General features: G+C 63.5%; 20 protein-coding genes. 10 read left to right on the top strand and 10 right to left on the bottom strand.

Going from position 1 to position 25523, the window contains the following annotated elements; genetic code table 11:
* Nucleotides 1–239 precede the first annotated feature (239 nt).
* The 4 genes from OU994_RS28975 (at nucleotide 240) to OU994_RS28960 (ending at nucleotide 7652) form a co-directional block, all read left to right on the top strand.
* Entirely contained in the window at nucleotides 240–3203 is a 2964-nt protein-coding gene (locus tag OU994_RS28975) for a ribonucleoside-diphosphate reductase subunit alpha (RefSeq protein WP_281608711.1), read from the top strand.
* 99 nt (nucleotides 3204–3302) lie between these two features.
* Nucleotides 3303–4424, top strand: coding sequence for a ribonucleotide-diphosphate reductase subunit beta (locus OU994_RS28970; protein WP_281608710.1), 1122 nt, complete (start codon nucleotides 3303–3305; stop codon nucleotides 4422–4424).
* 194 nt (nucleotides 4425–4618) lie between these two features.
* Nucleotides 4619–6508 carry a triacylglycerol lipase gene (locus OU994_RS28965; RefSeq protein ID WP_281608709.1) on the top strand — a complete coding sequence of 630 codons (1890 nt, stop codon included), beginning with the start codon at nucleotides 4619–4621 and terminating at the stop codon, nucleotides 6506–6508.
* A 103-nt stretch (nucleotides 6509–6611) separates the two neighbouring features.
* On the top strand, nucleotides 6612–7652 hold the full coding sequence (locus OU994_RS28960) for a T6SS immunity protein Tli4 family protein (RefSeq protein WP_281608708.1): 1041 nt from the start codon (nucleotides 6612–6614) through the stop codon (nucleotides 7650–7652).
* 401 nt (nucleotides 7653–8053) lie between these two features.
* Here OU994_RS28960 and OU994_RS28955 read toward each other — a convergent pair whose 3' ends face one another.
* Both OU994_RS28955 and OU994_RS28950 read right to left on the bottom strand, forming a co-directional pair.
* Nucleotides 8054–10138 carry a glycoside hydrolase 43 family protein gene (locus OU994_RS28955; RefSeq protein WP_281608707.1) on the bottom strand — a complete coding sequence of 695 codons (2085 nt, stop codon included), beginning with the start codon at nucleotides 10136–10138 and terminating at the stop codon, nucleotides 8054–8056.
* Between the two features lie 74 nt (nucleotides 10139–10212).
* A complete protein-coding gene (locus OU994_RS28950; RefSeq protein WP_281608706.1) occupies nucleotides 10213–10404 on the bottom strand; it encodes a hypothetical protein in 192 nt (63 codons plus the stop codon).
* Between the two features lie 1025 nt (nucleotides 10405–11429).
* Here OU994_RS28950 and OU994_RS28945 point away from each other — a divergent pair.
* Together OU994_RS28945 and OU994_RS28940 are read left to right on the top strand one after the other, a co-directional pair.
* Nucleotides 11430–12635, top strand: a complete 1206-nt coding sequence (locus OU994_RS28945; RefSeq protein WP_307731762.1) for a transcriptional regulator — start codon at nucleotides 11430–11432, stop codon at nucleotides 12633–12635.
* Nucleotides 12636–12845: 210 nt separating this feature from the next.
* Nucleotides 12846–13355: a YggT family protein gene (locus tag OU994_RS28940; protein WP_371861748.1), complete on the top strand. Its 510-nt coding sequence runs from the start codon at nucleotides 12846–12848 to the stop codon at nucleotides 13353–13355.
* 403 nt (nucleotides 13356–13758) lie between these two features.
* Here the strand turns inward: OU994_RS28940 and OU994_RS28935 are convergent, their stop codons facing one another.
* From OU994_RS28935 to OU994_RS28900, 8 genes are all read right to left on the bottom strand, one after another.
* On the bottom strand, nucleotides 13759–14694 hold the full coding sequence (locus OU994_RS28935) for a carbohydrate kinase family protein (protein ID WP_281608705.1): 936 nt from the start codon (nucleotides 14692–14694) through the stop codon (nucleotides 13759–13761).
* Nucleotides 14695–14702: 8 nt separating this feature from the next.
* Nucleotides 14703–15887, bottom strand: coding sequence for a DUF3426 domain-containing protein (locus OU994_RS28930; protein ID WP_281608704.1), 1185 nt, complete (start codon nucleotides 15885–15887; stop codon nucleotides 14703–14705).
* Between the two features lie 10 nt (nucleotides 15888–15897).
* Nucleotides 15898–16839, bottom strand: coding sequence for a 50S ribosomal protein L11 methyltransferase (prmA, locus tag OU994_RS28925; RefSeq protein ID WP_281608703.1), 942 nt, complete (start codon nucleotides 16837–16839; stop codon nucleotides 15898–15900).
* Nucleotides 16836–18194: an acetyl-CoA carboxylase biotin carboxylase subunit gene (accC, locus tag OU994_RS28920; RefSeq protein ID WP_131143931.1), complete on the bottom strand. Its 1359-nt coding sequence runs from the start codon at nucleotides 18192–18194 to the stop codon at nucleotides 16836–16838. The genes prmA and accC overlap by 4 nt, the downstream gene beginning before the upstream one ends.
* Before the next feature lie 112 nt (nucleotides 18195–18306).
* Nucleotides 18307–18777 (bottom strand): acetyl-CoA carboxylase biotin carboxyl carrier protein, encoded by a 471-nt coding sequence (accB, locus tag OU994_RS28915; RefSeq protein ID WP_281608702.1) that lies wholly within the window; start codon nucleotides 18775–18777, stop codon nucleotides 18307–18309.
* A 110-nt stretch (nucleotides 18778–18887) separates the two neighbouring features.
* A complete protein-coding gene (gene aroQ / locus OU994_RS28910) occupies nucleotides 18888–19325 on the bottom strand; it encodes a type II 3-dehydroquinate dehydratase (protein WP_131143933.1) in 438 nt (145 codons plus the stop codon).
* A gap of 130 nt (nucleotides 19326–19455) precedes the next feature.
* Complete coding sequence (locus tag OU994_RS28905; RefSeq protein ID WP_281608701.1) at nucleotides 19456–20016, bottom strand: TlpA disulfide reductase family protein; 561 nt, start codon at nucleotides 20014–20016, stop codon at nucleotides 19456–19458.
* Nucleotides 20013–20669: a hypothetical protein gene (locus OU994_RS28900; protein WP_281608700.1), complete on the bottom strand. Its 657-nt coding sequence runs from the start codon at nucleotides 20667–20669 to the stop codon at nucleotides 20013–20015. The genes OU994_RS28905 and OU994_RS28900 overlap by 4 nt, the downstream gene beginning before the upstream one ends.
* 88 nt (nucleotides 20670–20757) lie before the next feature.
* Between OU994_RS28900 and mpl the strand changes: the two genes are divergently transcribed.
* From mpl to OU994_RS28880, 4 genes are read left to right on the top strand one after another with little or no spacing between them, the layout of a single operon-like run.
* Nucleotides 20758–22149: a UDP-N-acetylmuramate:L-alanyl-gamma-D-glutamyl-meso-diaminopimelate ligase gene (gene mpl, locus OU994_RS28895; protein WP_131143936.1), complete on the top strand. Its 1392-nt coding sequence runs from the start codon at nucleotides 20758–20760 to the stop codon at nucleotides 22147–22149.
* 3 nt (nucleotides 22150–22152) lie between these two features.
* Nucleotides 22153–22755, top strand: a complete 603-nt coding sequence (locus OU994_RS28890) for a YqiA/YcfP family alpha/beta fold hydrolase (protein ID WP_281608699.1) — start codon at nucleotides 22153–22155, stop codon at nucleotides 22753–22755.
* Complete coding sequence (locus OU994_RS28885) at nucleotides 22752–23354, top strand: chorismate lyase (RefSeq protein WP_281608698.1); 603 nt, start codon at nucleotides 22752–22754, stop codon at nucleotides 23352–23354. Before OU994_RS28890 ends, OU994_RS28885 begins: the two co-directional genes overlap by 4 nt.
* Before the next feature lie 3 nt (nucleotides 23355–23357).
* The gene (locus OU994_RS28880; RefSeq protein WP_281608697.1) at nucleotides 23358–25421 is read left to right on the top strand and encodes a ribonuclease catalytic domain-containing protein; all 2064 of its coding nucleotides are present in this window, start codon (nucleotides 23358–23360) and stop codon (nucleotides 25419–25421) included.
* The last annotated feature ends 102 nt before the right edge of the window (nucleotides 25422–25523 follow it).

Raw genomic sequence — 25523 nt, 5'->3', positions numbered from 1 at the left:
ATAACTCAGTTGATAACCCAGTTGATAACTGCGTTGATAACTTTGTTGTGATCAGGCATCTCTTCGATAGCGCCAGGGCCCACACCCGATACCGCACCACACATGAGCCACCGGGCAAGAACCGGCAACCGGAGAGTCATTCGAACATCTGTTTCGAGGGCCCCGGCATTGCCATTCTTATCTCGTTTTTTTGTGGCGAAAGAATTTGTTCCGAACAACTAATCGGGAGCTGAATACACATGCAATCGAACCAAGACATCACCACGCAGTCCGCCCAGCAAGTTCCAGCCGCCGCAGCGCAGCCGGCCAGCGGCCTGGCCACCGCAGCAGCCATGGGCGACTACCGCATCATCCGCCGTAACGGCGCCGTCGTGGCCTTCGAGCCATCGAAGATCAAGGTCGCGATGACCAAGGCCTTCCTGGCCGTGCAGACGGACAAGGGCGGCCCGGCCGCAGCGTCCGCGCGTATCCGCGACCTGGCCGAACAGCTGACGGACAACGTGGTGAATGCCCTGGTGCGCCGCCAGCCTTCCGGCGGCACGTTCCATATCGAAGACGTGCAGGACCAGGTGGAACTGGCCCTGATGCGCTCCGGCGAGCACGACGTGGCCAAGGCCTATGTGCTGTACCGCGCCAAGCAGATGGAAGAGCGCCGTGCCAAGAAGGCCGCCGCGGGCGCCGCCGGCATCGCCGAGCCGGAACTGCATGTGACCGAGAATGGCCAGCGCCGCCCGCTGGTGGTGCAGGAAGTGCGCGACCTGATCGATGCCGCCTGCTCCGGCCTGGAAAAGCACGTCGATGCCGACGCCATCCTCTCCGAGACGTTCCGCAACCTGTACGACGGCGTGCCCGTCGAAGAGCTGTACAAGTCCGCCATCCTGGCTGCCCGCGCGCTGATGGAAAAGGACCCGGCCTACACGCAAGTTACCGCCCGCATCCTGCTGCACGTGATCCGCCGCGAAGTCTTCGGCAAGGAAACCCCGCAGGCGCAAGCCGCCGCGGCCTACGTGGAGTACTTCCCGCAATACGTGGCCAAGGGCATCGCCGCCGAGCTGCTTGACCCGAAGCTGGCCGAGTTCGACCTGCAGAAGCTGGCCAAGGCGCTGGTCGCCGACCGCGACCTGCAGTTCGGCTACATCGGCCTGCAAACGCTGTATGACCGCTACTTCCTGCACATCCGCGACGTGCGCATCGAAATGCCGCAGGCGTTCTACATGCGCGTGGCGATGGGCCTGGCGCTGAACGAGGAAAACCGCGAAGCGCGCGCGATCGAGTTCTACAACCTGCTGTCCTCGTTCGACTTCATGTCGTCGACGCCGACGCTGTTCAACTCCGGCACGCTGCGCTCGCAGCTGTCGTCGTGCTACCTGACCACCGTCTCCGACGACCTGGAAGGCATCTACGACGCCATCAAGGAAAACGCGCTGCTGGCGAAATTCGCGGGCGGCCTGGGCAACGACTGGACGCCGGTGCGCGCACTGGGCGCCCACATCAAGGGCACCAACGGCAAGTCTCAGGGCGTGGTGCCGTTCCTGAAAGTGGTCAACGACACGGCCGTGGCCGTGAACCAGGGCGGCAAGCGCAAGGGCGCCGTGTGCGCCTACCTGGAAACCTGGCACATGGACATCGAGGAATTCCTCGACCTGCGCAAGAACACCGGCGACGACCGCCGCCGCACGCACGACATGAACACGGCGAACTGGATTCCCGACATGTTCATGAAGCGCGTGATGGAAAAGGGCGACTGGACGCTGTTCTCGCCGTCCGAAACGCCGGACCTGCACGATAAGGTCGGCAAGGCCTTCGAAGAAGCCTACCTCGGCTATGAAGCCGCGGCGGCCCGCGGCGAAATCCGCGTGTTCAAGAAGATCGCCGCGCTGGACCTGTGGCGCAAGATGCTGTCGATGCTGTTCGAGACGGGCCACCCGTGGATCACCTTCAAGGATCCGTGCAACATCCGTTCGCCGCAGCAGCACGTGGGCGTGGTGCACAGCTCGAACCTGTGCACCGAGATCACGCTGAACACCGGCCCGGACGAGATCGCCGTCTGCAACCTGGGTTCCGTGAACCTGCCGGCGCACATGAAAGAGGGCAAGCTCGACCATGTGAAGCTGCAAAAGACCATCCGCACCGCGATGCGCATGCTGGACAACGTCATCGACATCAACTACTACGCCGTCGACAAGGCGCGCAACGCGAACATGCGCCACCGTCCGGTGGGCATGGGCGTGATGGGCTTCCAGGACTGCCTGCACATGATGCGCGTGCCGTACGCTTCGCAAGAGGCGGTGAACTTCGCCGATACGTCGATGGAAGCGGTTTGCTACTACGCCTACTACGCCTCGACCGAGCTGGCCGAAGAGCGCGGCCAGTACGCCTCGTACAAGGGTTCGCTGTGGGACCGCGGCATCCTGCCGCAAGACTCCGTGAAGCTGCTGCTCGAAGAGCGCGGCGGCTACCTGGAGCAGGACATGTCGTCGTCGATGGACTGGACCCCGCTGCGCGAGCGCATCAAGCAGTTCGGCATGCGCAACTCGAACTGCGTGGCGATCGCCCCGACCGCGACCATTTCGAACATCATCGGCGTCTCGGCCTGCATCGAACCGACGTTCCAGAACCTGTACGTGAAGTCGAACCTGTCCGGCGAGTTCACCGAGATCAATGCCTACCTGGTGCGCGACCTGAAGGCGCGCGACCTGTGGGACGAGGTGATGATCGCCGACCTGAAGTACTTCGACGGTTCGCTGTCCAAGATCGACCGCGTGCCGCAAGACCTGCGCGACATCTACGCCACGGCCTTCGAAGTGTCGCCGACCTGGCTGGTGGAAGCCGCGTCGCGCCGCCAGAAGTGGATCGACCAGGCCCAGTCGCTGAACATCTACATGGCCGGCGCATCCGGCAAGAAGCTGGACGAGACGTACAAGCTGGCATGGCTGCGCGGCCTGAAGACCACGTATTACCTGCGCACGATCGCCGCTTCGCACATGGAGAAGTCGACCTCGAAGACGGGCGCGCTGAACGCCGTGTCGCCGGCCGCCATCGACTCGACCTCGGCCGCTGCTGCCGGTTCTGCGACCGCCGCCGCCGGCACGGCCGTGCCGACGCACACCGCGCCGACCACGGTGCAGGAAGTGCAGGAAGGTGCCGCGTGCTACCTCCGTCCGGGCGATGCGGGCTTCGAAGAGTGCGAAGCCTGCCAATAAGGTTGCCGACAGCTTCTTGACTCGGCGCCGCCGAGTCGCCATCTGATATAGACAGGAAACCGCCCGGGGCGGTTTCCATCACAAACAAAGGAAAACACTATGCTGAACTGGGAAGATGACGTGGTGAAACCTGCCGCCGCTCCTGTGATGGGCCAGAGCGGCCAGGGCGCCGCCGAGCCGGAAGCCACCGCCGAGCAGATCTCGCACCGCGTGCACGCCGAGGACAAGCGCATCATCAACGGCAAGACGGACGTCAACCAGCTGGTGCCGTTCAAGTACAAGTGGGCCTGGGACAAGTACCTGGCCGGCTGCGCCAACCACTGGATGCCGCAGGAAGTGAACATGCAGCGCGACATCGAGCTGTGGAAGAACCCGAACGGCCTGTCGGAAGACGAGCGCCGCCTGGTCAAGCGCAACCTGGGCTTCTTCGTGACGGCCGACTCGCTGGCCGCCAACAACATCGTGCTGGGCACCTACCGCCACATCACGGCGCCGGAATGCCGCCAGTACCTGCTGCGCCAGGCGTTCGAGGAAGCCATCCACACGCACGCCTACCAGTACATCGTGGAATCGCTGGGCCTGGACGAGCAGGAAATCTTCAACGCCTACAACGAAGTGAAGTCGATCCGCGACAAGGACCAGTTCCTGATCCCGTTCATCGATACGCTGACCGACCCGGCCTTCACCACCGGCACGATCGAAAGCGACCAGAAGCTGCTGAAATCGCTGATCGTGTTCGCCTGCCTGATGGAAGGCCTGTTCTTCTACGTGGGCTTCACGCAGATCCTGGCGCTGGGCCGCCAGAACAAGATGACCGGCGCCGCCGAGCAGTACCAGTACATCCTGCGCGACGAATCGATGCACTGCAATTTCGGCATCGACCTGATCAACACGATCAAGCTGGAAAACCCGCTGCTGTGGACCCCGCAGTTCCGCGACGAAATCAAGGCGCTGTTCCAGGAAGCCGTGGAACTGGAGTACCGCTACGCCGAAGACACGATGCCACGCGGCGTGCTGGGCCTGAACGCGGCCATGTTCAAGGGCTACCTGCGCTTCATCGCCAACCGCCGCGCCGTGCAGATCGGCCTGGAGCCGATGTTCGACCAGGACGAGAACCCGTTCCCGTGGATGAGCGAGATGATCGACCTGAAGAAGGAACGCAACTTCTTCGAGACGCGCGTGACCGAGTACCAGACGGGTGGGGCGCTGAACTGGGATTGATGTTCAGCTTGAAGTAATACGTTCTATATGGAGGCCTGTCGAGAGACAGGCCTTTTTCTTTTGCGCGGCAATGTATGCCCCTGTGTCAGCGTAGAGCCTGACCTGAAATTGCGTCGACGCAATGCTCGACTCCTCACGAATGACTATATTTCCTTGGCCGATGTTGCTTTTGGGGAAAATTGAGGAGCGCTGCTATGAGCATGGACGACGACTTGAATGAGCGAGGCAACCACCGAGGTCATTTTACGCAAGGGGTGGGCGGATGGGCCGAATACAACGTGCACATGACGGAAATCTGCGACAAGGTGCGCCATGACGTATGTGTCCCGCCAGGCAAGGTCATACCAGTCATTTTTCTGCCTGGAGTGATGGGCAGTAATTTGCGATTGAGCAAGGCGAGGCAGGCAAAACTGAAACGTGACGATAATCGTAGCTGGCGGCCGGATGACCTGATCACCAAGTCGGGGGCGTCGCAAATTCTTACCGAAACCGGCTATGGCGGCTGGCTTAGAAACGCTTCTCCCGCAGAGCGCCAGCTGAATTTCGACCCGAACGAAACCGAGGTCGAGTATTACCACTATACAGAGAGCAAAGACCGATTCGACCCCGAGGGAAAAGAAACCCTGGCATCGGATGCTCGCCACCAAAACGTACCTGACACCCTGGCGCCGATTCCACCGCTGCTTGGCCAGCCCTGGAAGGCTGCCGGTACAACCAAGCCGGGGCAGGTACCAAAGAAGCAGCAATCGGCTGCACAGGTAGCGCGCTGGCGCGGGTGGAGTGAACTATTTTTCACCGGGCCATATTCCGAGATGCTGAAAACGACGGAAGCGTTCCTCAACAATATCGTCCGCGACGGCGAAATCCAGTTTCGCTGGCGCAAACATTCGACCTCGGAAGATGGCAAGCCTTTGCTGGCTGCGGCGAACCGTGGTCTCAGCCATCTGCTGTTACAACCGCCAACCGCCTTCGGCGGAAAGTCCGGCGCTGCGATTACCGAAGCCGACCTGAAAATGATCGCACCGTGCTGGTATCCGGTTCATGCCATGGGCTATAACTTCTTGAAGAGTAATGGCGAATGCGCCAGAGTCATAGCAGAGCGAATCAGAGGTCTGGTCAAGGGATACGTCGCTCGCGGATTCAAGTGCGATGAGGTCATCGTTGTCACGCACAGTATGGGTGGCTTGCTGGCACGTGCGCTCATTCACCCGGACTACGGGAATCTGCTTGCGGATCAAACCGTCAAAGTGCTCGGTATGTACCATAGCGCGATGCCTGTGACGGGTGCTGCCGCCACTTATAAACGTATGCGCTTCGGCTTCAGGGAGGGAAACTCGCCATTCGCCGATGTTCAGGCTCGGCTATTCGGGCTGCACGGGGCGGATGCTACGGCGATCCTGGCGAACGCCCCTGGACCGCTTGAGCTTTTGCCAAGCGAGATGTACGGAAAGGAATGGTTGAGATTACATGACTACGCTAACCGGCTCGTGTCGAGCTGGCCACGTGTTGATGACAGTTCGCTTCAAGGCATCTATTTGCAATCTGCACCAATATGGTGGCGGCTTATCAATCCCGATTGGGTCAACTTGGGCAACGTAAAGGAAACTAATGGAGGCGGGATTCGAAACGTAATGATGCGGCTAGTGAAGGCCTACCGTTTCACGCAGGCGATCAGCAGCACTTTTCATCCAAATGCCAGTTTTGCAAGCTACTGCGACTCGTCCAGTAAAAGCTGCTACGGCGAAGTGATCCTGAAGATATCCGAACCCGACGTCTATGGAGGCACCCTCAAGAATCTACCCCCTCCAGATAAGTGGATATTAGTATCGGAGAATGGTAGAGGCGGATTAACCGTCCAGGCAGGATCACGGTTGATAAAAATTTCACTACAGCAACCCAACGCGAGCGGCGATGAGACGGTGCCATCAGCACGTTCCGCTCAGCATATAAAAGCGATCCAGTATATTCACGGCAGAGATGGAGGAGATTATGAGCATCAAGCGAGTTTTTCCGAGCCGCAGGTACTTGTTTCACTTCTTTACTCTATCGTGCAGATCGCAAAAAAAGCGCACTGGGCCAAGTAATAGATGGGCGAGTACTACAGATGCTTTATCTATGCTGGTGCAGTTGGCCTGCGCTGGATTTATTTTGGCATGTACACCAAATCAGTCGGGTCAGGAGAGCGCGATGCCTCGTAATTCTAAAAGCAATATGATACTCAAAAAAACGTTCGACCGAACTAAGCTGGCATGTTTTGGTCGATATGCGTTGCAAGTTCCCGAGGATTCCGAACTTCTGTGGGGCGAAGCATCCTTTCCATCCCGGATCAGAATTATCGAAGGCGACTTGCTCAAGGCAAGAGCACAAATAGTTGAAGATATCGCGATGTTAAAGAGGAAATATAGTAGTTATGAAGTGATCTACAATGGAAGCGGGCCAGTGGAGAGTAGCTTGCAAATCCGGTATTACGAAGATGAGGTTGCAAAAGAATATAATGCCTTATACTTTGACACTTATATCGTGAAGAATGATTTAATCTTTGTTCTTGGCGATTCCTTGGGGGATCGTGAAACTCAGGATTTAGTGGCGAGAAGACAAGCGGCCCAAGCCCGTAGCTTGAGTCTGAGGGAAGATGACGAGGTCCCGACGTCCCAAGGCTATTGCATCGAGAAGGCCTTCATGGCCAGCGATCTCTACAACGATCAGGAAATGGTGAACGCAGGGCTCTACATTCCCACCCTTCCCGATGTCACGTTCTCGATCAGTTCCAACAAGGACGCGTACAGTGACCTCAAGAAAGACGATTTCGACAGGATGAAGCGCGAAGAGCTGGGGCTGCTGGCGCGTATCCGGGGCGCTCAGGAGATCCAGGGCAGCCGTTATCCCGATCGCACAGTACTACGCGAAGGGAGGCGCGCTGTCCAGCATTGGCAGGGCGAGGAATCGTTAGTGAGGCGCGCAGACGGCACGCATGACTTCGAATGGTGTTCCATTGGCACGCCAAAGGATGTCGCGAACCCGGCGGAATTCAGTGCCCGCATGTACACGAAGGTCGCCGATAACCTGGTTGGCGCAGCGGCGAAGTCGTCACTGAGCGATGCAGAAGCAATCGCCCTGTGGGACAAACTCCTTGACGGACTGAAGTTCCGCGTCAAGGTGCCGGGTGCCCCCGTGGGGTCCTACTATTTTCCTCCAGGCGTCGGGGCTGACGGAGGAGGAAGGCGATGACGCCTTTGCAGCAGTTCACTCTTGATGAACGATAGTGACGGCTGCCCCACCCATATCGAGAACAAGGAACGACGATGCCTGAAGGTTACCGCGACTGTGTCCTGCTCATCGTCACTGCGCTGGCAAGCTCCTTCGCAGCGTGGGCCTTCTGGCACTACTTGAGCCAGGATGCGTTCGACGTGCTGCTGACGGTGGCATCGATATGCTTGATCGGGGAGAATTGGCGGCTGCGTCGCGCCTTGCGAAGGTTGGACAGGGAAGATCGCAACCCTTAGCGATGGACCTGCCGGGTAGAGTCCTTCATCAAAGAACGCCAACCTCGACAGGTTGGCGTTCCCTATAACGCGCGATTATCTGACTCCCTGCGCTCGGCGCAGGTCGTTCAGCTCAAACCACCCAACTCACCGCGCCCAGATAAACCGCGTCCCATCCCCGCTCTCCGTCAGCGGCCCCGGGCTATCCGCCGCGATCGACCGCGACGCTGGATCGATGCGCAGGAAGCGGTTGTTCGCGATCGACATCAGCACCAGCTCCCCGGTCGGCGTCTCGATCCACTGGAAGCTTTGCGCCGCGCCCGGCGCGCCATCGGCCAGCGACACCGCGCCATCCGGACCCACCGTGAGGTACTGCTTGCCGGACCGCAGCGCCACCCGGCCCAGCTGCATGTCCTGCACGGCGAACGCGGAAGGTGCGCCGACCGACAGGCGGCCGCCGCCGGCTTGCAACCCCGTCTTCGCACCAAAAGAGGTCAGCCGGATCGTCTTCCCGAGCGGGATCGCGCGCATCAGGCCGTGCGGGTAGGGCTGGTAAACATCGATGCTGTCGAAGTCGGCCACCCCGCCTTCGGTGCCCGCGGTGTTGTAGTTGAAGAGGGCGTAGCGCACGCCCTGGAAGGTCACGAGCTGGAAGATCATCGTGAACTCGTCGCCGAGCGGCACGAATTTCCTGCCATCGACCGAGTACGAAAAGCGCGCCTTCTCCGTCAGGAAGTCGGCATCGGCGCGCAGCCAGACACGCGCGGCTTTGGCATCGAGCTTGACCGGCACGCGCTGCGTCGCATTCCTCGCCTGGTCGAACACGGCGATCGACAGGCCGGCGGCGGTCTTCTCCACCCCCAGCGTCGCATACGGCAGGTTCAGCAGGGCCAGGCCGGCCACGTCGCCCTCCTTCAGTCCCGCGACGTCCAGCGCGACGGTGGGCGACGACTTCGGCCCGATGGCGCGCTGCGTCAGGCTGTTCTTCGCTTCCCAGAACGACTTCGCCGGCAGCGCATGCAGCCGCAGGTAACCCGGCCGCTCGGCCAGCGACCACTTGCCATCCACCGGCACGTGGTTCCACTGCCAGACCGGCTTCAGCGCGGTGCCTGAAAAGTCGTCGCTGCGCTGGAACGGCACCGCGACGGGTTGCGGCGCGTCCGTCTTCGGCTTCACCCAGGTGCGCGGATTGCGGCCCAGGTTGCCCGGCAGGCCGAAGTAGGGCCAGCCATCCTGCCACGTCACCGGCGACAGCGACAGCAGGCGCCCCACCGAGTTGTAGTCCATCATCGAGTAGCCCCACCATTCGCCGGCCGGCGTCAGGATGATGCCGCCCTGGTGGATCGCGGTGGCGTCGTGGCGCTTCGGGTCGCCCGGTACCGCCTCGAACGGTGCCTCGTTCTTCTTCAGCCGGTTACCCTGGGCCAGGCCGAAGCCTTCGTTGGTGCTGATCGAATGGTTCACCTCCCACGGTCCGAACGGGTGGTCGGCGCGCGCGGCCGGCATGCGGAAGCCGCCGGCGTAGTTCGCGCTGAGGATGTAGTACTTGCCGTCGATCTTCAGGAGGTGGGCGCCTTCACCCATGCCCTGGTCCTTCCTGAAGAGGACTTTCTCGGTGCCCGGCACCAGGTCGGTGAGGTCGGCGGTGAGCTGGGCCATCTTCATTTCCTGGTGATCCCACACCACGTAGACCTTGCCGTCGTCGTCGAACAGCACCGACAGGTCGTGCAGGCTGCGCTTCATCTCGCGGTGCGTCCACGGGCCCTTCGGGTCGGTGGCCGTGTAGATCTGCGTGCCGCGGCCGTTCACGTTGCTGAAGATGTAGAAGGTGCCGTCGTGGAAGCGGAAACTGGGCGCCCAGATGCCCCGGCCATAGATCCCCTTGCCATCTTCGAGCCGGTAGGCGGGGCCGAAGTCGAGCTTCGGCGTTGCGTAGCTCATGAACTCCCAGTTCACCAGGTCCTTCGAACGCAGCACCGGCAGGCCCGGCATCGCATGCATGGTGGTGCCGGTCAGGTAGAAGTACTCGCCGACGCGGATCATGTCCGGGTCGGAGAACTCGTCGTAGAACAGCGGGTTCGTGAAGGTGCCGTTGCCGTTGTCCGGCGTCCAGGTCGCGGTCGACAGCCCGGTCGCGGGCCGCGCTTGAAGCTGGGCCATCGCGGGTGCGACGATCAGGGTAGAGGACAGGGCGAAGGTGGCGGCGAGGCGCAGGGAGAACAGAGTCGGCATGTCGGCAATCCGTGGAGGCGGTCGATGTGGGGAGCCCAACATAACCGTAACGGCTGCCACTGGCCAATCAATTTTTAGCGCTCATCCATATGAAGAAGGGTATGGCCTGGCGGGCCCGCAAATGCGGCGCCTTCGCTGCGCGATGCCGCCGGATCGGACAGCGTGAAGCCTTCCGGTGCGAGGCCGCCGAACGGTGCCGGGGTGCGCCGCGCCGCCGTGTCCAGCAGGTGCTTGCGTGCCGCCGGGCCGGCCGTGATCGCGACCATCGCGGCAACGAGGCCTTCGATCAGCGCGGTGATTTCTTAGCGCGGCAGCAGTGCGTGGAAGGCGAAGTGGCGTGCAGCGTCGATATGCCTGGCGCGTCTTTCGATATGCGGAGGGGCTGCGTCGCGTCGCGCGCGGACGCCGCGGGATGGCTCTTTCGGGGGAGCGCACACCATTGCGTGTGCATGGGCGCGCACTTTTTTTTCGTGCGGCGTCATCCATGTGGCGCGTCGGCGAAGCAGCCATCGCGCGTCGCGCGCATGCCGGCTCATGCATGTGGCGGCGTCGTGTCGCTTCGCATAGCGCCTTTAGGTAAAGGCGCTATGCGAAGCGGTATGTTCTTTCGCTGGCCACGCAGCGAGGCTGCGCGATGACGCGCGGCGCGCGAGGTGCGCTCGGCTATGTGCGCTACCTCGCGCAGCCCAGTAAAAAAACACTGCGAAAAGCATGCGTGCCGGTTGCACATCACAAAGGTTTTCGTGTACTTTACGAGCTTGAAAACAAGGGTATTTGCAAGCAGTGTTTTTCGAGTGTGTCTCGAAGCTGCGATTCCCGAAAAAGCCAAGAGCGCAATCAAGCACCGCGGCAAAGAACAACAGGACAAAAGTTCGCACAGATATGCACGACAACCACATGGTTAACTGGTAGGCCGCCTCGCCTGAACATCGTCAGGCCGGGCGGTTTTTTCTTTGAGAGCCAGGCACGATGTGAGCGGATGCAAAGGGTCGGAGCTGGGTATGCGCCCGATACCGGAGACACGAAGAACAAGAATTTTGAGACCGGCGCCGCGCCCCGTGCATGAGGCACGAGGCAGGGTACGAACGACAACGTACCGGACGGTGACGCTGGTCGAATGGCTGAAGTGCTGCAGTCGTGAGGAGCTGCAGCAGTTCAGCCGGGTGCCGAATTCATTAGCGCAAACATCGAAATGCTTGTGCCGATGAATAATTCGCCCGCCATGCCGACGGGTATGCCGGACGGGTTTCAACTATGTGCGTATTTTCATCCCGGATGAAGGAGAAATAAAATGGCTACCGCCACCAAGAAGACCGATACGAAGAAGCCAGCCGCCACCAAGGCCGCTGCCGCTCCTGCCAAGAAAGCTGCAGCCGCCAAGCCGGCTGCCGCTGCGAAGAAAACCACCGCGGCTGCCAAGCCTGCTGCGGCGAAGAAGACGACCGCCGCGGCAAAGCCTGCTGCAGCGAAGAAGACCACGGCGGCTGCGAAGCCGGCGGCGGCGAAGAAGACCACGGCAGCGGCAAAGCCGGCCGCAGCGAAGAAGTCCACCACCGCAACCAAGTCGACCGCGGCCAAGTCCACGGCAGCGAAGTCGACGGCAACCAAGTCGACGGCAGCGAAGTCGACGGCAGCGAAGAAGTCGACGACGGCAACCAAGTCGACGGCAGCGAAGAAATCGACGACGGCCGCCGCCAAGCCGGCAGCGAAGAAGTCGGCAACCAAGGCCACCGCCGCGAAGCCGGCAGCCAAGAAAGCCGCGACGAAGGCCGCTGCGAAGCCGGCAGCCAAGCCTGCAGCCAAGAAGACCGCGACGAAGGCCGCTGCCAAGCCGGCAGCCAAGCCTGCAGCCAAGAAGGCCGCCGCCAAGCCGGCAGCCAAGCCTGCAGCCAAGAAAGCCGCTGGCAAGACCGCCGCCAAGCCGGCCGCCAAGCCTGCAGCCAAGAAAGCCGCTGGCAAGACCGCCGCCGCCAAGCCGGCCGCCAAGCCTGCAGCGAAGAAGGCCGCAACCAAGACCGCCGCCGCCAAGCCGGCAGCCAAGCCTGCAGCGAAAAAGGCCGCCGCCACCAAGACCGCTGCCGCCAAGCCAGCAGCCAAGGGTGCAGCCGCCAAGCCTGCAGCCAAGGGCGCAGCAGCGAAGCCCGCCGCCAAGGCGGCAGCCAAGTCGGCAGCTCCGGCAGCCAAGCCGGCCGCAACGAAGGCAGCCGCCAAGCCAGCCGCCAAGCCAGCCGCGAAGAAGACCGCAGCAAAAAAGCCTGAGGCCGCGCCGGCTACCGCCCCGGCAGCGACTACGGCCGACAAGCCCGCGGAACAACCAGTAGCGAAGAAAGCCGCTGCGCCGAAGAAGGCCGCAGCGAAGAAGGATTCGGCAGCGAAGAAGGACACGCCGGCGGCAGCACCGGCCGCTGTTCCGGCCGCCGCTTCCGTACCATCGGCGAAGACGACGCTGGCACCGGCGGCCGCATGGCCGTTCCCGACCAGCACCCGTCCTTCCTGATCGGCGACGGGCGTGCCGGCCATGCCGGCCGCCCGTCCCGGTCGCCGATCGCGGCCGCTCGTCGTATCCGCAAATTGTGTCCAGTGAGCGCATCCAGTGATGCGTATCCACTGAGCGGATCCGATTAGCGGCCTGATGGGCGAGAATACCGCTGTGTGAGACAATCGCACGGCGGTTTTTTTATGGAGAATGCTCGTGCTTAGTATTGTGATGCTGATCGTCGATACCGTTGCCGTCCTGCTCGGCGGGGTGCTGCTGCTGCGGTTCTGGATGCAGGCGACACGCGTGCGTCCGCCTTCGTCGGTGGCGCAATTTACGTTCCAGCTGTCGGACTGGCTGGTGCGCCCCATGCGCCGCCTCGTGCCCGGCGTGGGCGGCTACGACTGGGCCAGCCTGCTCGGCGCCTTCCTGATCGTGGTGCTGGCCACGTCGGTGCGCTGGTTCGCCGGCTACCCGTTCGACCTCATCATGCTGATGGCGCTGCACCGCTTCCTGCAGTGGATCCTGTATGGCTTCATGATCCTGCTGGTCGTCGAGGCGATCTTCAGCTGGGTCAACCCGCACGCGCCGCTGGCGCCGTTCGTGCGCGCCCTGAACGAGCCGATCCTCAAGCCCGTGCGGCGCGTGGTGCCGCTGGTGGGCAACCTCGACCTGTCGCTGCTGGTCGCGCTGGTGCTGCTGCAGATCGCCCAGCTCGTGCTGGACATGCTGTTCCGGTGAGGTGTTGATGAGCCAATGAAAAAGGCGCCGCGGCGCCTTTTTTGTTTTGGGGTGGGGTGGAAGCTCGATGTCGCTGATGGCGGTCGCGTTTAAGGGGTCTGTCCCAGCCAGTTGTTGGCAGGGAGCGGAGCCGACATCGCAGATCGAGGGACTGATCCTTATGCCGCTTAGATAAGCCCACCCCAAGTGCAAATTCAGGGGTCAGATACCCGGCGGGGTGTAGCAGGGGTTTCGCGAAGCCTGCTTCGCGCCTGCGGAACGATGCTGGCATGCATGCCAGCATTCCTCCCTGACCCCAGCCCTTCGCTGTTGGGGTGAATGCATGCACTTTCAATGTGTCGGGTAACGCTTAACCAGGCGACATCAGGGACAGACAACTGTACGCCACCGCCATTAGCAACCTCTAGAACCGGTACCCGAACGCCTGCTCGAACCGGTCCGCGATCTCTTCCCGCGTGAACCAGTGGTTCTGCGCGCCCTTGTGGGCGATCTTGATCGCGCCCAGCAGGCTGGCCAGCCGGCCGGTGGTTTCCCAGCCCAGGTCGTGCGACAGGCCGTACAGCAGGCCGGCGCGGTAGGCGTCGCCGCAGCCGGTGGGGTCCAGCACGGCCGCTTCCACGGCCGGGATGTCGATGCGCTGGCCCGCCGTGTAGATCTCCGAACCCTTCTCCCCGCGCGTAACGATCAGCGCTTCCACGCGGGCGGCGATGTCGTCCAGCGCCAGGCCGGTACGGTCCATCAGCAGCTCGATCTCGTAGTCGTTGCAGGTCACGTAGGTGGCCTGGTCGATGAACTTGTGCAGCTGCTCGGGCGTGAACATCGGCAGTTGCTGGCCCGGGTCGAAGACGAACGGGATGCCCAGGCGCGCCAGGACCTCGGCGTGCTTGAGCATGCCCAGGTGGCCGTCCGGCGAGATGATGGCGATGCGCGCCGGGCCGGCCGCTTCGATGTCGTTCTCGTGCGCGAACGACATGGCGCCCGGGTGGAAGGCGTTGATCTGGTTATTGTCCGAGTCGGCCGTGACGAAGCACTGGGCGTTGTACGCATCCTTCTTGATCAGGATGTTCTGCGTGCTGATGCCGAGCTTTTGCAGGCGCTCCAGGTAGGCGGCGCAATCCTGGCCCATCACGCCGACGATGCGGGGATCGCCGCCGAGCAGTTTCAGGTTGTAGGCGATGTTGCCGGAGCAGCCGCCGAACTCGGTGCGCATGGTCGGCACCAGGAACGATACGTTCACCTTGTGCAGCTGGTCGGCCAGCAGCGTGTCGCCGAAGCGGCCTTCGTATTGCATGATGATGTCGATGGCGAGCGAGCCACAGATCAGGGAAGTCTGGTTCATGGGAGTCTTCAGGGGTAGAAAATGGCGATGTGGTAGCCGGAGGCGCGCAGCCGGTCCAGCTCGAAGTACAGCTTGACGGACTGCTCGCTGCGCGGGCGGAAGCCCTGGGCCAGCGCAGCCTTGCCCAGGTAGTCGCGCGGCGCGAACACGCGGCGCAGCACGGGCTTGTCGGCCGTGTCGTTCAATACCAGTTCGATGTGCGGCCAGGCCTGCACGGAGCGCGACTGGTTGCGCAGCACGGTGACGAAGCTGTACGTGTCGGGTGCCAGCGTCTGCAGCTCGCCCTGTTCGATCGCCAGCGCATCGATCTGGCGCGGCAGCTCGACCGTGCAGCCCAGCGGGCCGCACAGCGCCTGCAGCGCCGGTTTCATGGCCGGATAGTCGGCGGCCAGCCGATTGCGCAAGGAGTAGACGCCCTGGCCCAGCAGCACGAACGCCAGCAGCGGGATGCCCGCCATCATCGCCAGCCGTGCCAGGTGGCGCGAGCGCTCGCGGCGCGCCGCCTGGCGGACGAATTCCGGTTCTTCTTCGTGCCCGTCGGCGTCATCGGGAAGGGCAGTGGCACCACCGGCGCCGGCGGCCAGCAGCGCACTTTCCGGCGCGGCCGCCAGCAGGTCGGCAGCGGAAGCATCGTCGGACGCGCGTTCGGCGGCCTCGTTGGCTGCATCGCTGGCGCTGTTCCTCGATGCAGGGGACGGGACGACCGGTTCGGGGTCGTCGCCGGGTTCGTCGTCGAAATGGTGCAGGTCATCCAGCGCGACCGCCACGATGTGCTCGGACGGCATGTCGAACGCGGGTTCGCGGCGGTGGCTGTCGGCTGATGCGGGCTCGGGCGCCGGCTCAGGTTCCGGCTCAGGCTCAGGCTCAGGCTCAGGTTCTGGCTCCAACTCGGGTTCAGGTCCATGCGCCGGTTCCGCCGCCGGTTCCGGCTCGGCTTCCCGTACGTGGACCGCCACGTCATCGAGGTCCAGCTCCAGGTCCAGCTTCGGCGCGGCAGGCGCGGATGAGGGAGTAGCCGCCATGGGCGCAACGGGCGTCATGGCGAAGGGCGCCGCGGGCTCCACGAGCGCCGCATTGCCGTCGAAGATCTCGTTACAGGCCCCACAACGCACGATGCCCCCACGCAGCTTCAACTGGTCCAGGGCGACCCTGAACACGGTATGGCAGTGGGGGCATTTGGTGGCGAGCGCCATGCGTGCAGCGTTACCCTTGGCGAGAAGGAGGGGCGGTTTCGGCACCCTTGCGGCCGTACAGGGCGACCCAGCCCTCGTGCTCGGCCCAGACGGACAGCTGGATGAACGGCGCGTACGCGGCGGCCACTTCCTCGGCCTGGCGTGCCAGCACGCCGGACAGCACCAGCGCGCCGCCGCCGGCCACGCGGCCCGACAGCATCGGCGCCATCAGTTTCAGCGGCGACGACAGGATGTTCGCGACGACGATGTCGAACTGCGCGCTGGCATAAGCCGATTGCGCGAAGTCTTCCGGCACGAAGTATTCGATGTCCTGTACCTGGTTGCGGGCGGCGTTGTCGCGCGCCGAGTCGATCGCCTGCGGGTCGATATCGACGCCGGCGACCTTTTCGGCGCCCAGCTTGCGAGCCACCATTGCCAGGATGCCGGAACCGCAGCCGTAATCGAGCACCGTCTTGCCGGGCGCCGGATGGGCTTCCAGCCATTCCATGCACAAGCGCGTGGTCGGGTGGCTGCCGGTGCCGAATGCCAGGCCCGGATCGAGTTCCAGGATCAGCGCGGCAGGGTCCGGCGCCTCGTGCCAGCTCGGCACGACCCAGATGTTCTTGCCGATGTGGATCGGCTCGAACTGCGATTGCGTCAGGCGCACCCAGTCTTCGTCGGCCACGCTGCGCGTGGTGTAGGCCGGCAGGGCCTTCAGGCCCACGGCGCGGGCCGCTGCGGCCACGATGAACGAGTGATCGGCATCGACGTCGGCCAGGGCCACCACGCGGCTGTGTTCCCACGCCGCTTCCTTCGGCTCCATGCCCGGTTCGCCGAACAGCGGCTGTTCCGCTTCGGTGCCTTCGTCCGCATCCTCGACGGAAACGGACAGCGCGCCCGCTTCCATCAGCGCGTCCGACAGCGCCTCGGCATGCTCGCGGGCGACTTCGATGACGATTTCGTTCCAGCTCATGCACCCGCCTTCGGCATTTCCGCCAGTTTCTGTTCCAGGTAATGGATGTTGGTGCCGCCTTCGATGAAGCGGGCATCGACCATCAGCTCGCGGTGCAGCGGGATGTTGGTGAGGATGCCCTCGACCACCATTTCCGACAGCGCGATCTGCATGCGGCGGATCGCCTGCTCGCGCGTGGCGCCATAGGTGATCACCTTGCCGATCATCGAATCGTAGTGCGGCGGTACATAGTAACCCGCATACGAATGGGAGTCGACACGCACGCCAGGGCCGCCCGGGGCATGCCACGACGTGATGCGGCCCGGCGACGGCGTGAACTTGAACGGGTCCTCGGCGTTGATGCGGCACTCGATCGCGTGGCCGGACAGCATCACGTCGCGCTGGCGGAAGCGCAGGCGCTCGCCGCAGGCGATGCGGATCTGTTCCTGCACGATATCGATGCCGGTGATCATCTCCGTCACCGGGTGTTCCACCTGCACGCGGGTGTTCATCTCGATGAAGTAGAACTCGCCGTTTTCATACAGGAATTCAAAGGTGCCCGCGCCGCGGTAGCCGATCTTGCGGCAGGCTTCGGCGCAGCGGTCGCCGATCTTCTCGATCAGCTTGCGTGGAATGCCGGGGGCCGGCGCTTCCTCGATCACCTTCTGGTGGCGGCGCTGCATGGAGCAGTCGCGCTCGCCCAGCCATACGGCGTTCTTGTGTTCGTCGGCGAGGATCTGGATTTCCACGTGGCGCGGATTCTCCAGGTATTTCTCCATATAGACTTCCGGATTGCCGAAGGCGGCACCGGCTTCGCTCTTCGTCATCGTCACCGCATTGAGCAGCGCCGCTTCGGTATGCACCACGCGCATGCCGCGGCCACCGCCGCCGCCAGCCGCCTTGATGATGACCGGATAGCCGACCTTGCGGGCAATCTGCACGATCGCCTTCGGATCTTCCGGCAACGCGCCGTCGGAACCGGGCACGCAGGGCACGCCCGCCTTGATCATCGCCTGCTTGGCCGAGACCTTGTCGCCCATCAGGCGGATCGAGTCGGAACGGGGGCCGATGAACACGAAGCCGGATTTTTCGACACGTTCGGCGAAATCGGCGTTTTCGGACAGGAAGCCATAGCCGGGGTGGATCGCCTCGGCGTCGGTGACTTCGGCCGCGCTGATGATGGCGGGCATGTTCAGGTAGGACAGGCTCGACGAAGCCGGGCCGATGCAGACGGATTCATCGGCCAGTTTGACGTATTTCGCGTCCTTGTCGGCTTCGGAGTGCACGACGACCGTCTTGATGCCCATCTCGCGGCAGGCGCGCTGGATACGCAGCGCGATTTCACCACGATTGGCAATGAGGATTTTTTCAAACATGGCTAGTTCTATGTTTGCGAACACCCGGGCATGCCGGGTGTCCTGGGAGAGGGAGCTAACGTGGCGGCTGGGCCGCCGGACCGGCACGCGCCGGCCCTCATCGGCCTATGGATCAGCCGATGACGAACAGCGGCTGGCCGAATTCGACCGGCTGGCCGTTCTCGACGAGAACCTGGGTGATCGTGCCGGATTTGTCCGCATCGATCTCGTTCAGCAGCTTCATCGCTTCGATGATGCACAGCGTATCGCCTTCCTTCACGGTCGCGCCCACTTCGACGAACGGCGCGCTGCCCGGTGCGGAAGAACGGTAGAACGTGCCGACCATCGGCGACTTGACGATGTGGCCGGTCGGCTCGGCGGCGGCGGCCGGCACGGCCGGTGCGGCGGCAGGCGCCGGAGCCGGCGCGGCGGCAGGCATGTAGTGGGTCGGCGCGCCGCCCTGCGGCATCATCACGACCTGGTTTTGCGGCATGGCGGACGACTTGACGATGCGCACCTTGCTCTCGCCTTCGGTCACTTCGAGTTCTGCAATATCCGATTCGGCAACCAAGTCAATCAAAGTCTTGAGCTTGCGTAGATCCATCTGAGACTCCCGTCTAATCTTGTTTTGTGAAATTGGCGCGGCTGCCATGTTAAGCCAAATAAGCTGGCACATAAGCGACTACGCTGTAAATAGCGCGCAGATCGCGTAGATTAACTGCTTCTTAGTGCAAAGTCGATGGCAAAGCGGTATCCCTCGGTGCCGAGTCCGCAAATCGTTCCCTTGGCAATCGCGCTGAGAAATGAGTGGTGGCGAAAGCTTTCGCGCTGATAAATATTCGATATATGGACTTCGACGAACGGGATCGCCACGCCGGCCAGCGCATCGCGCAGGGCCACGCTGGTGTGGGTATACCCGCCGGGATTGATGACGATGAAGTCCACCCCTTCGTCGCGCGCGGCATGGATGCGGTCGATCAGCGCGCCTTCATGGTTGCTCTGGAAGGCATGCAGCTGCGCGCCCGCCGAGGCGGCCTGGTCCCGTGCCGCCTGTTCCACCTGTGCCAGTGTCGTCGCCCCATAGATTCCGGGCTCGCGGGTACCCAACAGGTTCAGATTGGGGCCGTTCAGCAGCAGCAGGTGTTTTGCCATGTTGTGACCTTAGTCCAGCGAAAGTTCCGCATTTTGCCGCCTGACGCGACTATTTGGCAAGAAAAAAGAACTTGCCAAACAGTAAACTGAGTCGTTACCGGAGTGGTGGTGCGGGCAGTGCCGGCAGCGCTCACAGCGCTGCCAGATCCTGGTGCAGCTGGTCGAACTTCAGCAGGCCGAGATAGGTCTTCTTCACCTGGCCATCGGCGCCGATCAGCACCGTGAACGGCAAGCCGCCCTGGGCATTGCCGAACTGGCGCGACAGCTCGGTGCCGGCCACGCCATCCACGTACAGCGGGTAGGCGATCGGGAACTTCTTCGTGAATTCGGCGATGTTGGTGGGCGAGTCGATGCCGATGCCGATCACCTGCAGGTTCTTGTACTTGCCGCTGGTTTGCAGCGCCGACAGTTCCGGCATTTCCTTCACGCACGGCGCACACCAGGTGGCCCAGAAATTCACCAGCAGCGGCTTGCCTTTCCATTGCGCCAGCGGCTGCTGCGTGCCCTGGGCATCGGCCATGGTGCGCGCCAGCAGGGCATCGACGACGGCGCTGCCGGCCGCGGCTTGCCCGGGCGGGACGGTGGAGGTAATGGGCGGTGGCGGGGCTTTCTTGTTGATGCCGACCCAGGCGCCGATGGCGCCGAATACGACGGCGATGGCGCCGCAGGCCAGCAGGTGGGATGTCTTCATGCGTTTCCGTGTTCAGGGTGTTCGGTGGCGATCAGCGCGCGCAGCTCGTCGATGTCGGCCCGCGCCGGGCGATCGCCGGCTTTTTGTTCGTTCTTTTTCTTTCTGGCGCCGCGCAGGTCCTGCTGTTCATACAGTTCCGCATGCACGCCTTCGCCATGCCACAGGAAGCTCACGGTCTCGACCGGGTCGTGGCGCGGTCCCTTGAAATGCTCGCTTTCCGAGATCTCTATATTGACGTTCTTATTCAGCAGGAAGATCTGCACCTCCTTCGCGCTGTCGGCGAACAGTTGCAGGCGGATGTCGTCATGTTCGCCGGCGCTGCCATTCAATACAGGGCCGGTCAGGAAAGGCTGGTACTCGGCCAGCCGTTCCATCACTTCCAGCGCGATGAGGCGCAGCTTCAGCAGGCGGGCCGGCTGCGTGGCGGCGTTGAACAGCGCATGGTACTGGCGCACCTCTTCCTCGATCTGCGCATCGTCCGGGAGCGCATCGCGCAGCGAATTGGCCTGCGCATCGCCGAGGATGCGGCGGGCCGCCTTGCGCTTCGCCGTCCCGTAGTCGGCGCCATCCTGGGCAACCATCCTGGCGGCGGCGGCGGCGATTTCGGCGCGCAGGAGCGCGACCTGGTCGTTGGCTTCATGGTTCGGCATCATGGCCGGAATGATACTCTGAACCGGCGAAAGCCAGCGCGTCGGGTAAAATCGCGCCTTTGACCACGCAGCACCACGGAGCACGATCCCCATGCACATTCACATCCTCGGCATTTGCGGCACCTTCATGGGCGGCCTCGCCGTGCTCGCCAAGGAAGCCGGCCACAAGGTGACCGGCTGCGACGCCAACGTCTACCCGCCGATGAGCACCCAGCTGGAAGCCCAGGGTATCGAACTGATCCAGGGTTTCGATGCGGACCAGGTGAAGCTGAACCCGGACCTGTACGTGATCGGCAACGTGGTTTCGCGGGGCAATCCGCTGGTCGAGGAAATCCTCAACCGCAGCCTGCCGTATGTGTCCGGCCCGCAGTGGATCGGCGAGCACATCCTGCGTGACAAATGGGTGCTGGCGGTGGCCGGCACGCACGGCAAGACCACCACCTCGTCGATGCTGGCGTGGATCCTGGAAGATGCCGGCTACGCGCCGGGCTTCCTGATCGGCGGCGTGCCGATGAACTTTGGCATTTCCGCGCGATTGCAGGGCCAAACCGCCGGCAAGAGCGGCGATTCGGCGTTCTTCGTCATCGAGGCGGATGAATACGACACGGCCTTCTTCGACAAGCGCAGCAAGTTCGTGCACTACCACGCCAAGACGGCGATCCTGAACAACCTGGAATACGACCATGCCGACATCTTCCCCGATATCGGCGCGATCGAAACCCAGTTCCACCACCTGGTGCGTACCGTGCCGGGCATCGGCCGCGTGATCGTCAACGGCGACGAAGAGTCGCTGCAGCGCGTGATCCGGCGCGGCTGCTGGAGCGAAAAGGAAAGCTTCGGCAATGACGGCAATGCCAACTGGACGTTGAAGGAACATCCGGACGGCAGCTTCGACGTGCTGTTCAACGGCAAGTTCGAAGCGCTGATCAACTGGAAGCTGACCGGGCGCCACAACCGCTACAACGCGCTGGCCGCGATCGCCGCCGCCCGCAATGTCGGCGTGCCGGTCGCCCAGGCGGCCAAGTCGCTGGAATCGTTCGAGAGCGTCAAGCGCCGGATGGAAGTGCGCGGCGTGGTGAACGGTGTGACGGTGTACGACGATTTCGCCCATCACCCGACCGCGATCGCCACCACCGTGGGCGGCCTGCGCCAGAAGCTGGGTGCCGATACGCGCATCCTGGCCGTGCTGGAGCCGCGCTCGAACACGATGAAGCTGGGCGCGATGAAGGATGCGCTGCCGGCCAGCCTGCGCGAGGCCGACTTCGTGTTCGGCTTCGGCAGCGAAAAGGCACTGGGCTGGAGCCTGGCCACCACGCTGGCGCCGATGGGTTCGAAGGCCGCCGGCTACGAGGATATCGACCTGATGGTGAAAGCCATCGTCGGCCAGGCGCGGCCGGGCGACCATGTCGTCGTCATGAGCAATGGCGGCTTCGGCGGCGTGCACGGCAAGCTGCTCGATGCGCTGCAGGCACTGAAGGCCTGAAGGATGACCGCCGCGGTAAAGATCCTTTATCTGCACGGCTTCCGCTCGTCGCCGCTGTCGATGAAGGGCCGGCTGCTGGGCGAGCGGATGGCGCAGCTGGGCCGCGCCGCCGACTACCTGGCGCCGCAGTTGCCCGCATCGCCGCAGCTGGCGATGCAGCAAGCCATGGCACTGGTGGCCGGGCTGCCCCGGGATCAGGTGGCCAATGAGCTGGCCATCGTCGGCTCGTCGCTGGGCGGCTATTACGCCACGTGGATGGCCGAGCAGCTGGGCTGCCGCGCCGCGCTGCTCAATCCCGCCGTCACGCCGCTGCGCGACCTGGAGAAATACGTGGGCATGACCACCATGTTCCACAGCGGCGAGCCGTTCGAGTTCAAGCGCGAGTACATCGCCGAGCTGGGAGAACTGGCGGTGCCCGCCATCACCCGGCCGGAACGCTACTACCTGCTGGCGGCCACCGGCGACGAAGTGCTGGACTGGCGCGACATGGTGGCGCACTACCCGGGCGCCCGGCAGCACGTGATCGACGGTTCCGACCACGGCATCGCCGAGTTCGCGGACTACGTCGACGAAGTGCTGGCCTTCTGCGGAATCGGGGCCGGATGAGGGAACGCTCGCTGCGCCGGGCCAACTGGTACCGGCATGTGCTGGCCGTGAACGCGCCGGCGGCGCTGGCGTGCTGGCTCACGTCGGGCGGTTCGCTGACGGCCCGGCTGAAAGCCCATGCCGGAACCTTCCGGGTGCAGGTGCTGCGCCAGCGTCCCGCGCAATGCCTGGCCGACGAATCCGGCGCGCTGGGCCTGCCCCGCATCGGCAACGGGCGCGGCCGCTGCTGGGAACGGGAAGTGCTGCTGCGGTGTGATAATACGCCCGTGGTGTTCGCGCACACGGTGGTGCCGATGAGCGCGGACGCCGCCGACTGGCCGCTGTTTTCCGCGCTGGGCGAACGGTCGCTGGGCACTACCCTGTTCGGCGACCCGATGGTGGCGCGTGGCCCGCTCGAATATGCGCGGCTGCGCGGCAGCCATCCGCTGGCGCGCCGTGCCCGCGCCGCGCTGGCGGGACAGGGAATCGCCGTTCCCGACGAACTTTTGCTGTATGCACGGCGCTGCCTGTACCGGCGGCGCCAGGGCACGCTGCTGGTGACCGAGGTATTCCTCCCCCAGGTCGCGGCGCTGGTGCCGAAAACCTCCAACACGAGATGAACAATGAATGTCTTTTTTGAAGAATCCGGCGATTTCAAGGTCGGACAAGTGCTGTCCACCGCCGGCGAGGCTTACCAGGTGGAGATGGCCAGCGGCAAGCGCAGCAAGGTGAAAGCCAAGGATGTGCTGCTGCAGTATGACAAGCCTGCGCCCGACGAGCTGATGGAGCAGGCGCGCGCGGTGGCGGCCGATGTCGACCTGGATTTCCTGTGGGAGGTGGCTGGCCAGGAAGAATTCGGGTTCGCGGAGCTGGGCGCCGAGTACTTCGGCCATGCGCCGCTGCCCGCCGAGGCGGCGGGGCTGATCCTGGCGCTCCATACGGCGCCCGTATATTTTCATAAGAAGGGCCGCGGGCGCTACAAGGCTGCGCCCGAGCAGACCCTGAAGGCAGCGCTGGCCGGCATCGAGAAGAAGAAGCAGCAGGCCATCGTCCAGCAGGGCTATGTGGACGAGCTGAAGGCGAACAAGCTGCCGCCTTCCATGGCGGGCATCGTGCAGCAGCTGCTGTTCAAGCCGGACAAGAACACCATCGAATACAAGGCGCTGGAAGCGGCCTGCAACGAGCTGCACACCACGCCGGCACGCCTGATGCTGGCGGTGGGCGGCATCGGTTCGGCCAAGGACCTGCACATGGCCCGCTTCCTGTTCGAATCGTTCCCGCGCGGGCATGGCTTCCCGGACGTGGCGGTGCCGCCGCCGCCGGCCGGCCTGCCGGTCGCCGCGGTCGAGGCATTCTCGATCGACGACGTGACCACGACCGAGATCGACGATGCCATGTCGATCGTCCACCTGGACGATGGCAAGGTGCGCATCGGCATCCACATCGCCGCGCCGGGCCTGGCCATCCGCCCGGACGATGCGATCGACAAGATCGCCCGCGCGCGCCTGTCCACTGTCTATATGCCGGGCGACAAGATCACCATGCTGCCGGATTCCGTGGTCGAGGCCTACACGCTGGCCGAGGGCAAGACGTGCCCGGCGCTGTCGCTGTACGCCACGCTCGATCCCGCCGACTGGACCGTGATCTCGACCGAGACGCGCGCCGAGATGGTGCCCATCGCGAACAACCTGCGCCACAACGATCTCGATGACGTGGTGAATGAACAGACGCTGGCCAGTGGCGAGGGTGACTACCCGCGCAAGGCCGAGCTGACCTTGCTGTGGGCGTGGGCGCAGCACCTGGAAGCGGGCCGCATGGCCAAGCGCGAGGCGTTCGGGCTGAAGCCGGAGCAGAACAACCGCGTCGACTTCAATTTCTATGTCGAGGACGATGTCGTCACGATCACGCGCCGCAAGCGCGGCGCCCCGCTGGACAAGATCGTGGCCGAGATGATGATCTTCGCCAACAGCACCTGGGGCAAGCTGATGCACGACCACGGCGTGCCCGGCATCTACCGCAGCCAGGGCCGCGGCGTGGGCGGCTGGAATGCCAAGATGCAGGTGCGCATGCTGACGCATGCCGCGCCGCACGAAGGCCTCGGTGTCGACCAGTATGCCTGGAGCACGTCGCCGCTGCGCCGCTACACGGACCTGGTCAACCAGTGGCAGATCCTGGCCGTGGCCGAGAAGGGCGTGATGGCCCCCCTCGTTGCGCCGTTCAAGCACAAGGATGCCAACCTGTTCGCCATCGTCTCGGCGTTCGACGCCGCGTATGCCGCCTATGCCGACTTCCAGGCCAATATGGAACGCTACTGGTGCCTGCGCTGGCTCGGCCAGGAAGACAAGCACCAGGTCGATGCCGTGGTGCTGAAGGATGAAGTGCTGCGCCTGACCGACATCCCGCTGGTGATCCGCCTGCCGGGCATGCCGTCGGCGCCGCGCGGCGCGGCCGTCAAGCTGGACGTGATCCGCTGGGATGAAGTGGACCTGACGATCGAGACGCGCCTGCTGGAAATCGAGGAAGCCGCGCCGGCCGCCGTCGACTTCGAGGAAGAAGAAGAGGAAGGCGACGCGGACAAGGCGCTGGTCGGCGAGACCGTGCCGGAACTGGTCGCCGATCCCGACCAGCCCGCCGACGAGAAGGTGGAAGTGGCCGAAGCCGCCGCCGTCCCGCCCGCCGCTGGCTGAACCGGAACGGTGGAGGAGCCTGGTGTCGGACATTTTTTCGGGGCATGGCCGCGAAAAGGTGCGGGGCACTGGTTTTCACTGCCGCCACTGGTAACGCCGGTG

This window comes from Pseudoduganella sp. SL102 (assembly GCF_027856995.1).
In the GTDB taxonomy this organism is placed as follows: Bacteria; Pseudomonadota; Gammaproteobacteria; order Burkholderiales; family Burkholderiaceae_D; genus Rugamonas; species Rugamonas albidiflava.
This window is presented reverse-complemented; position numbering and strand designations above follow the sequence as displayed.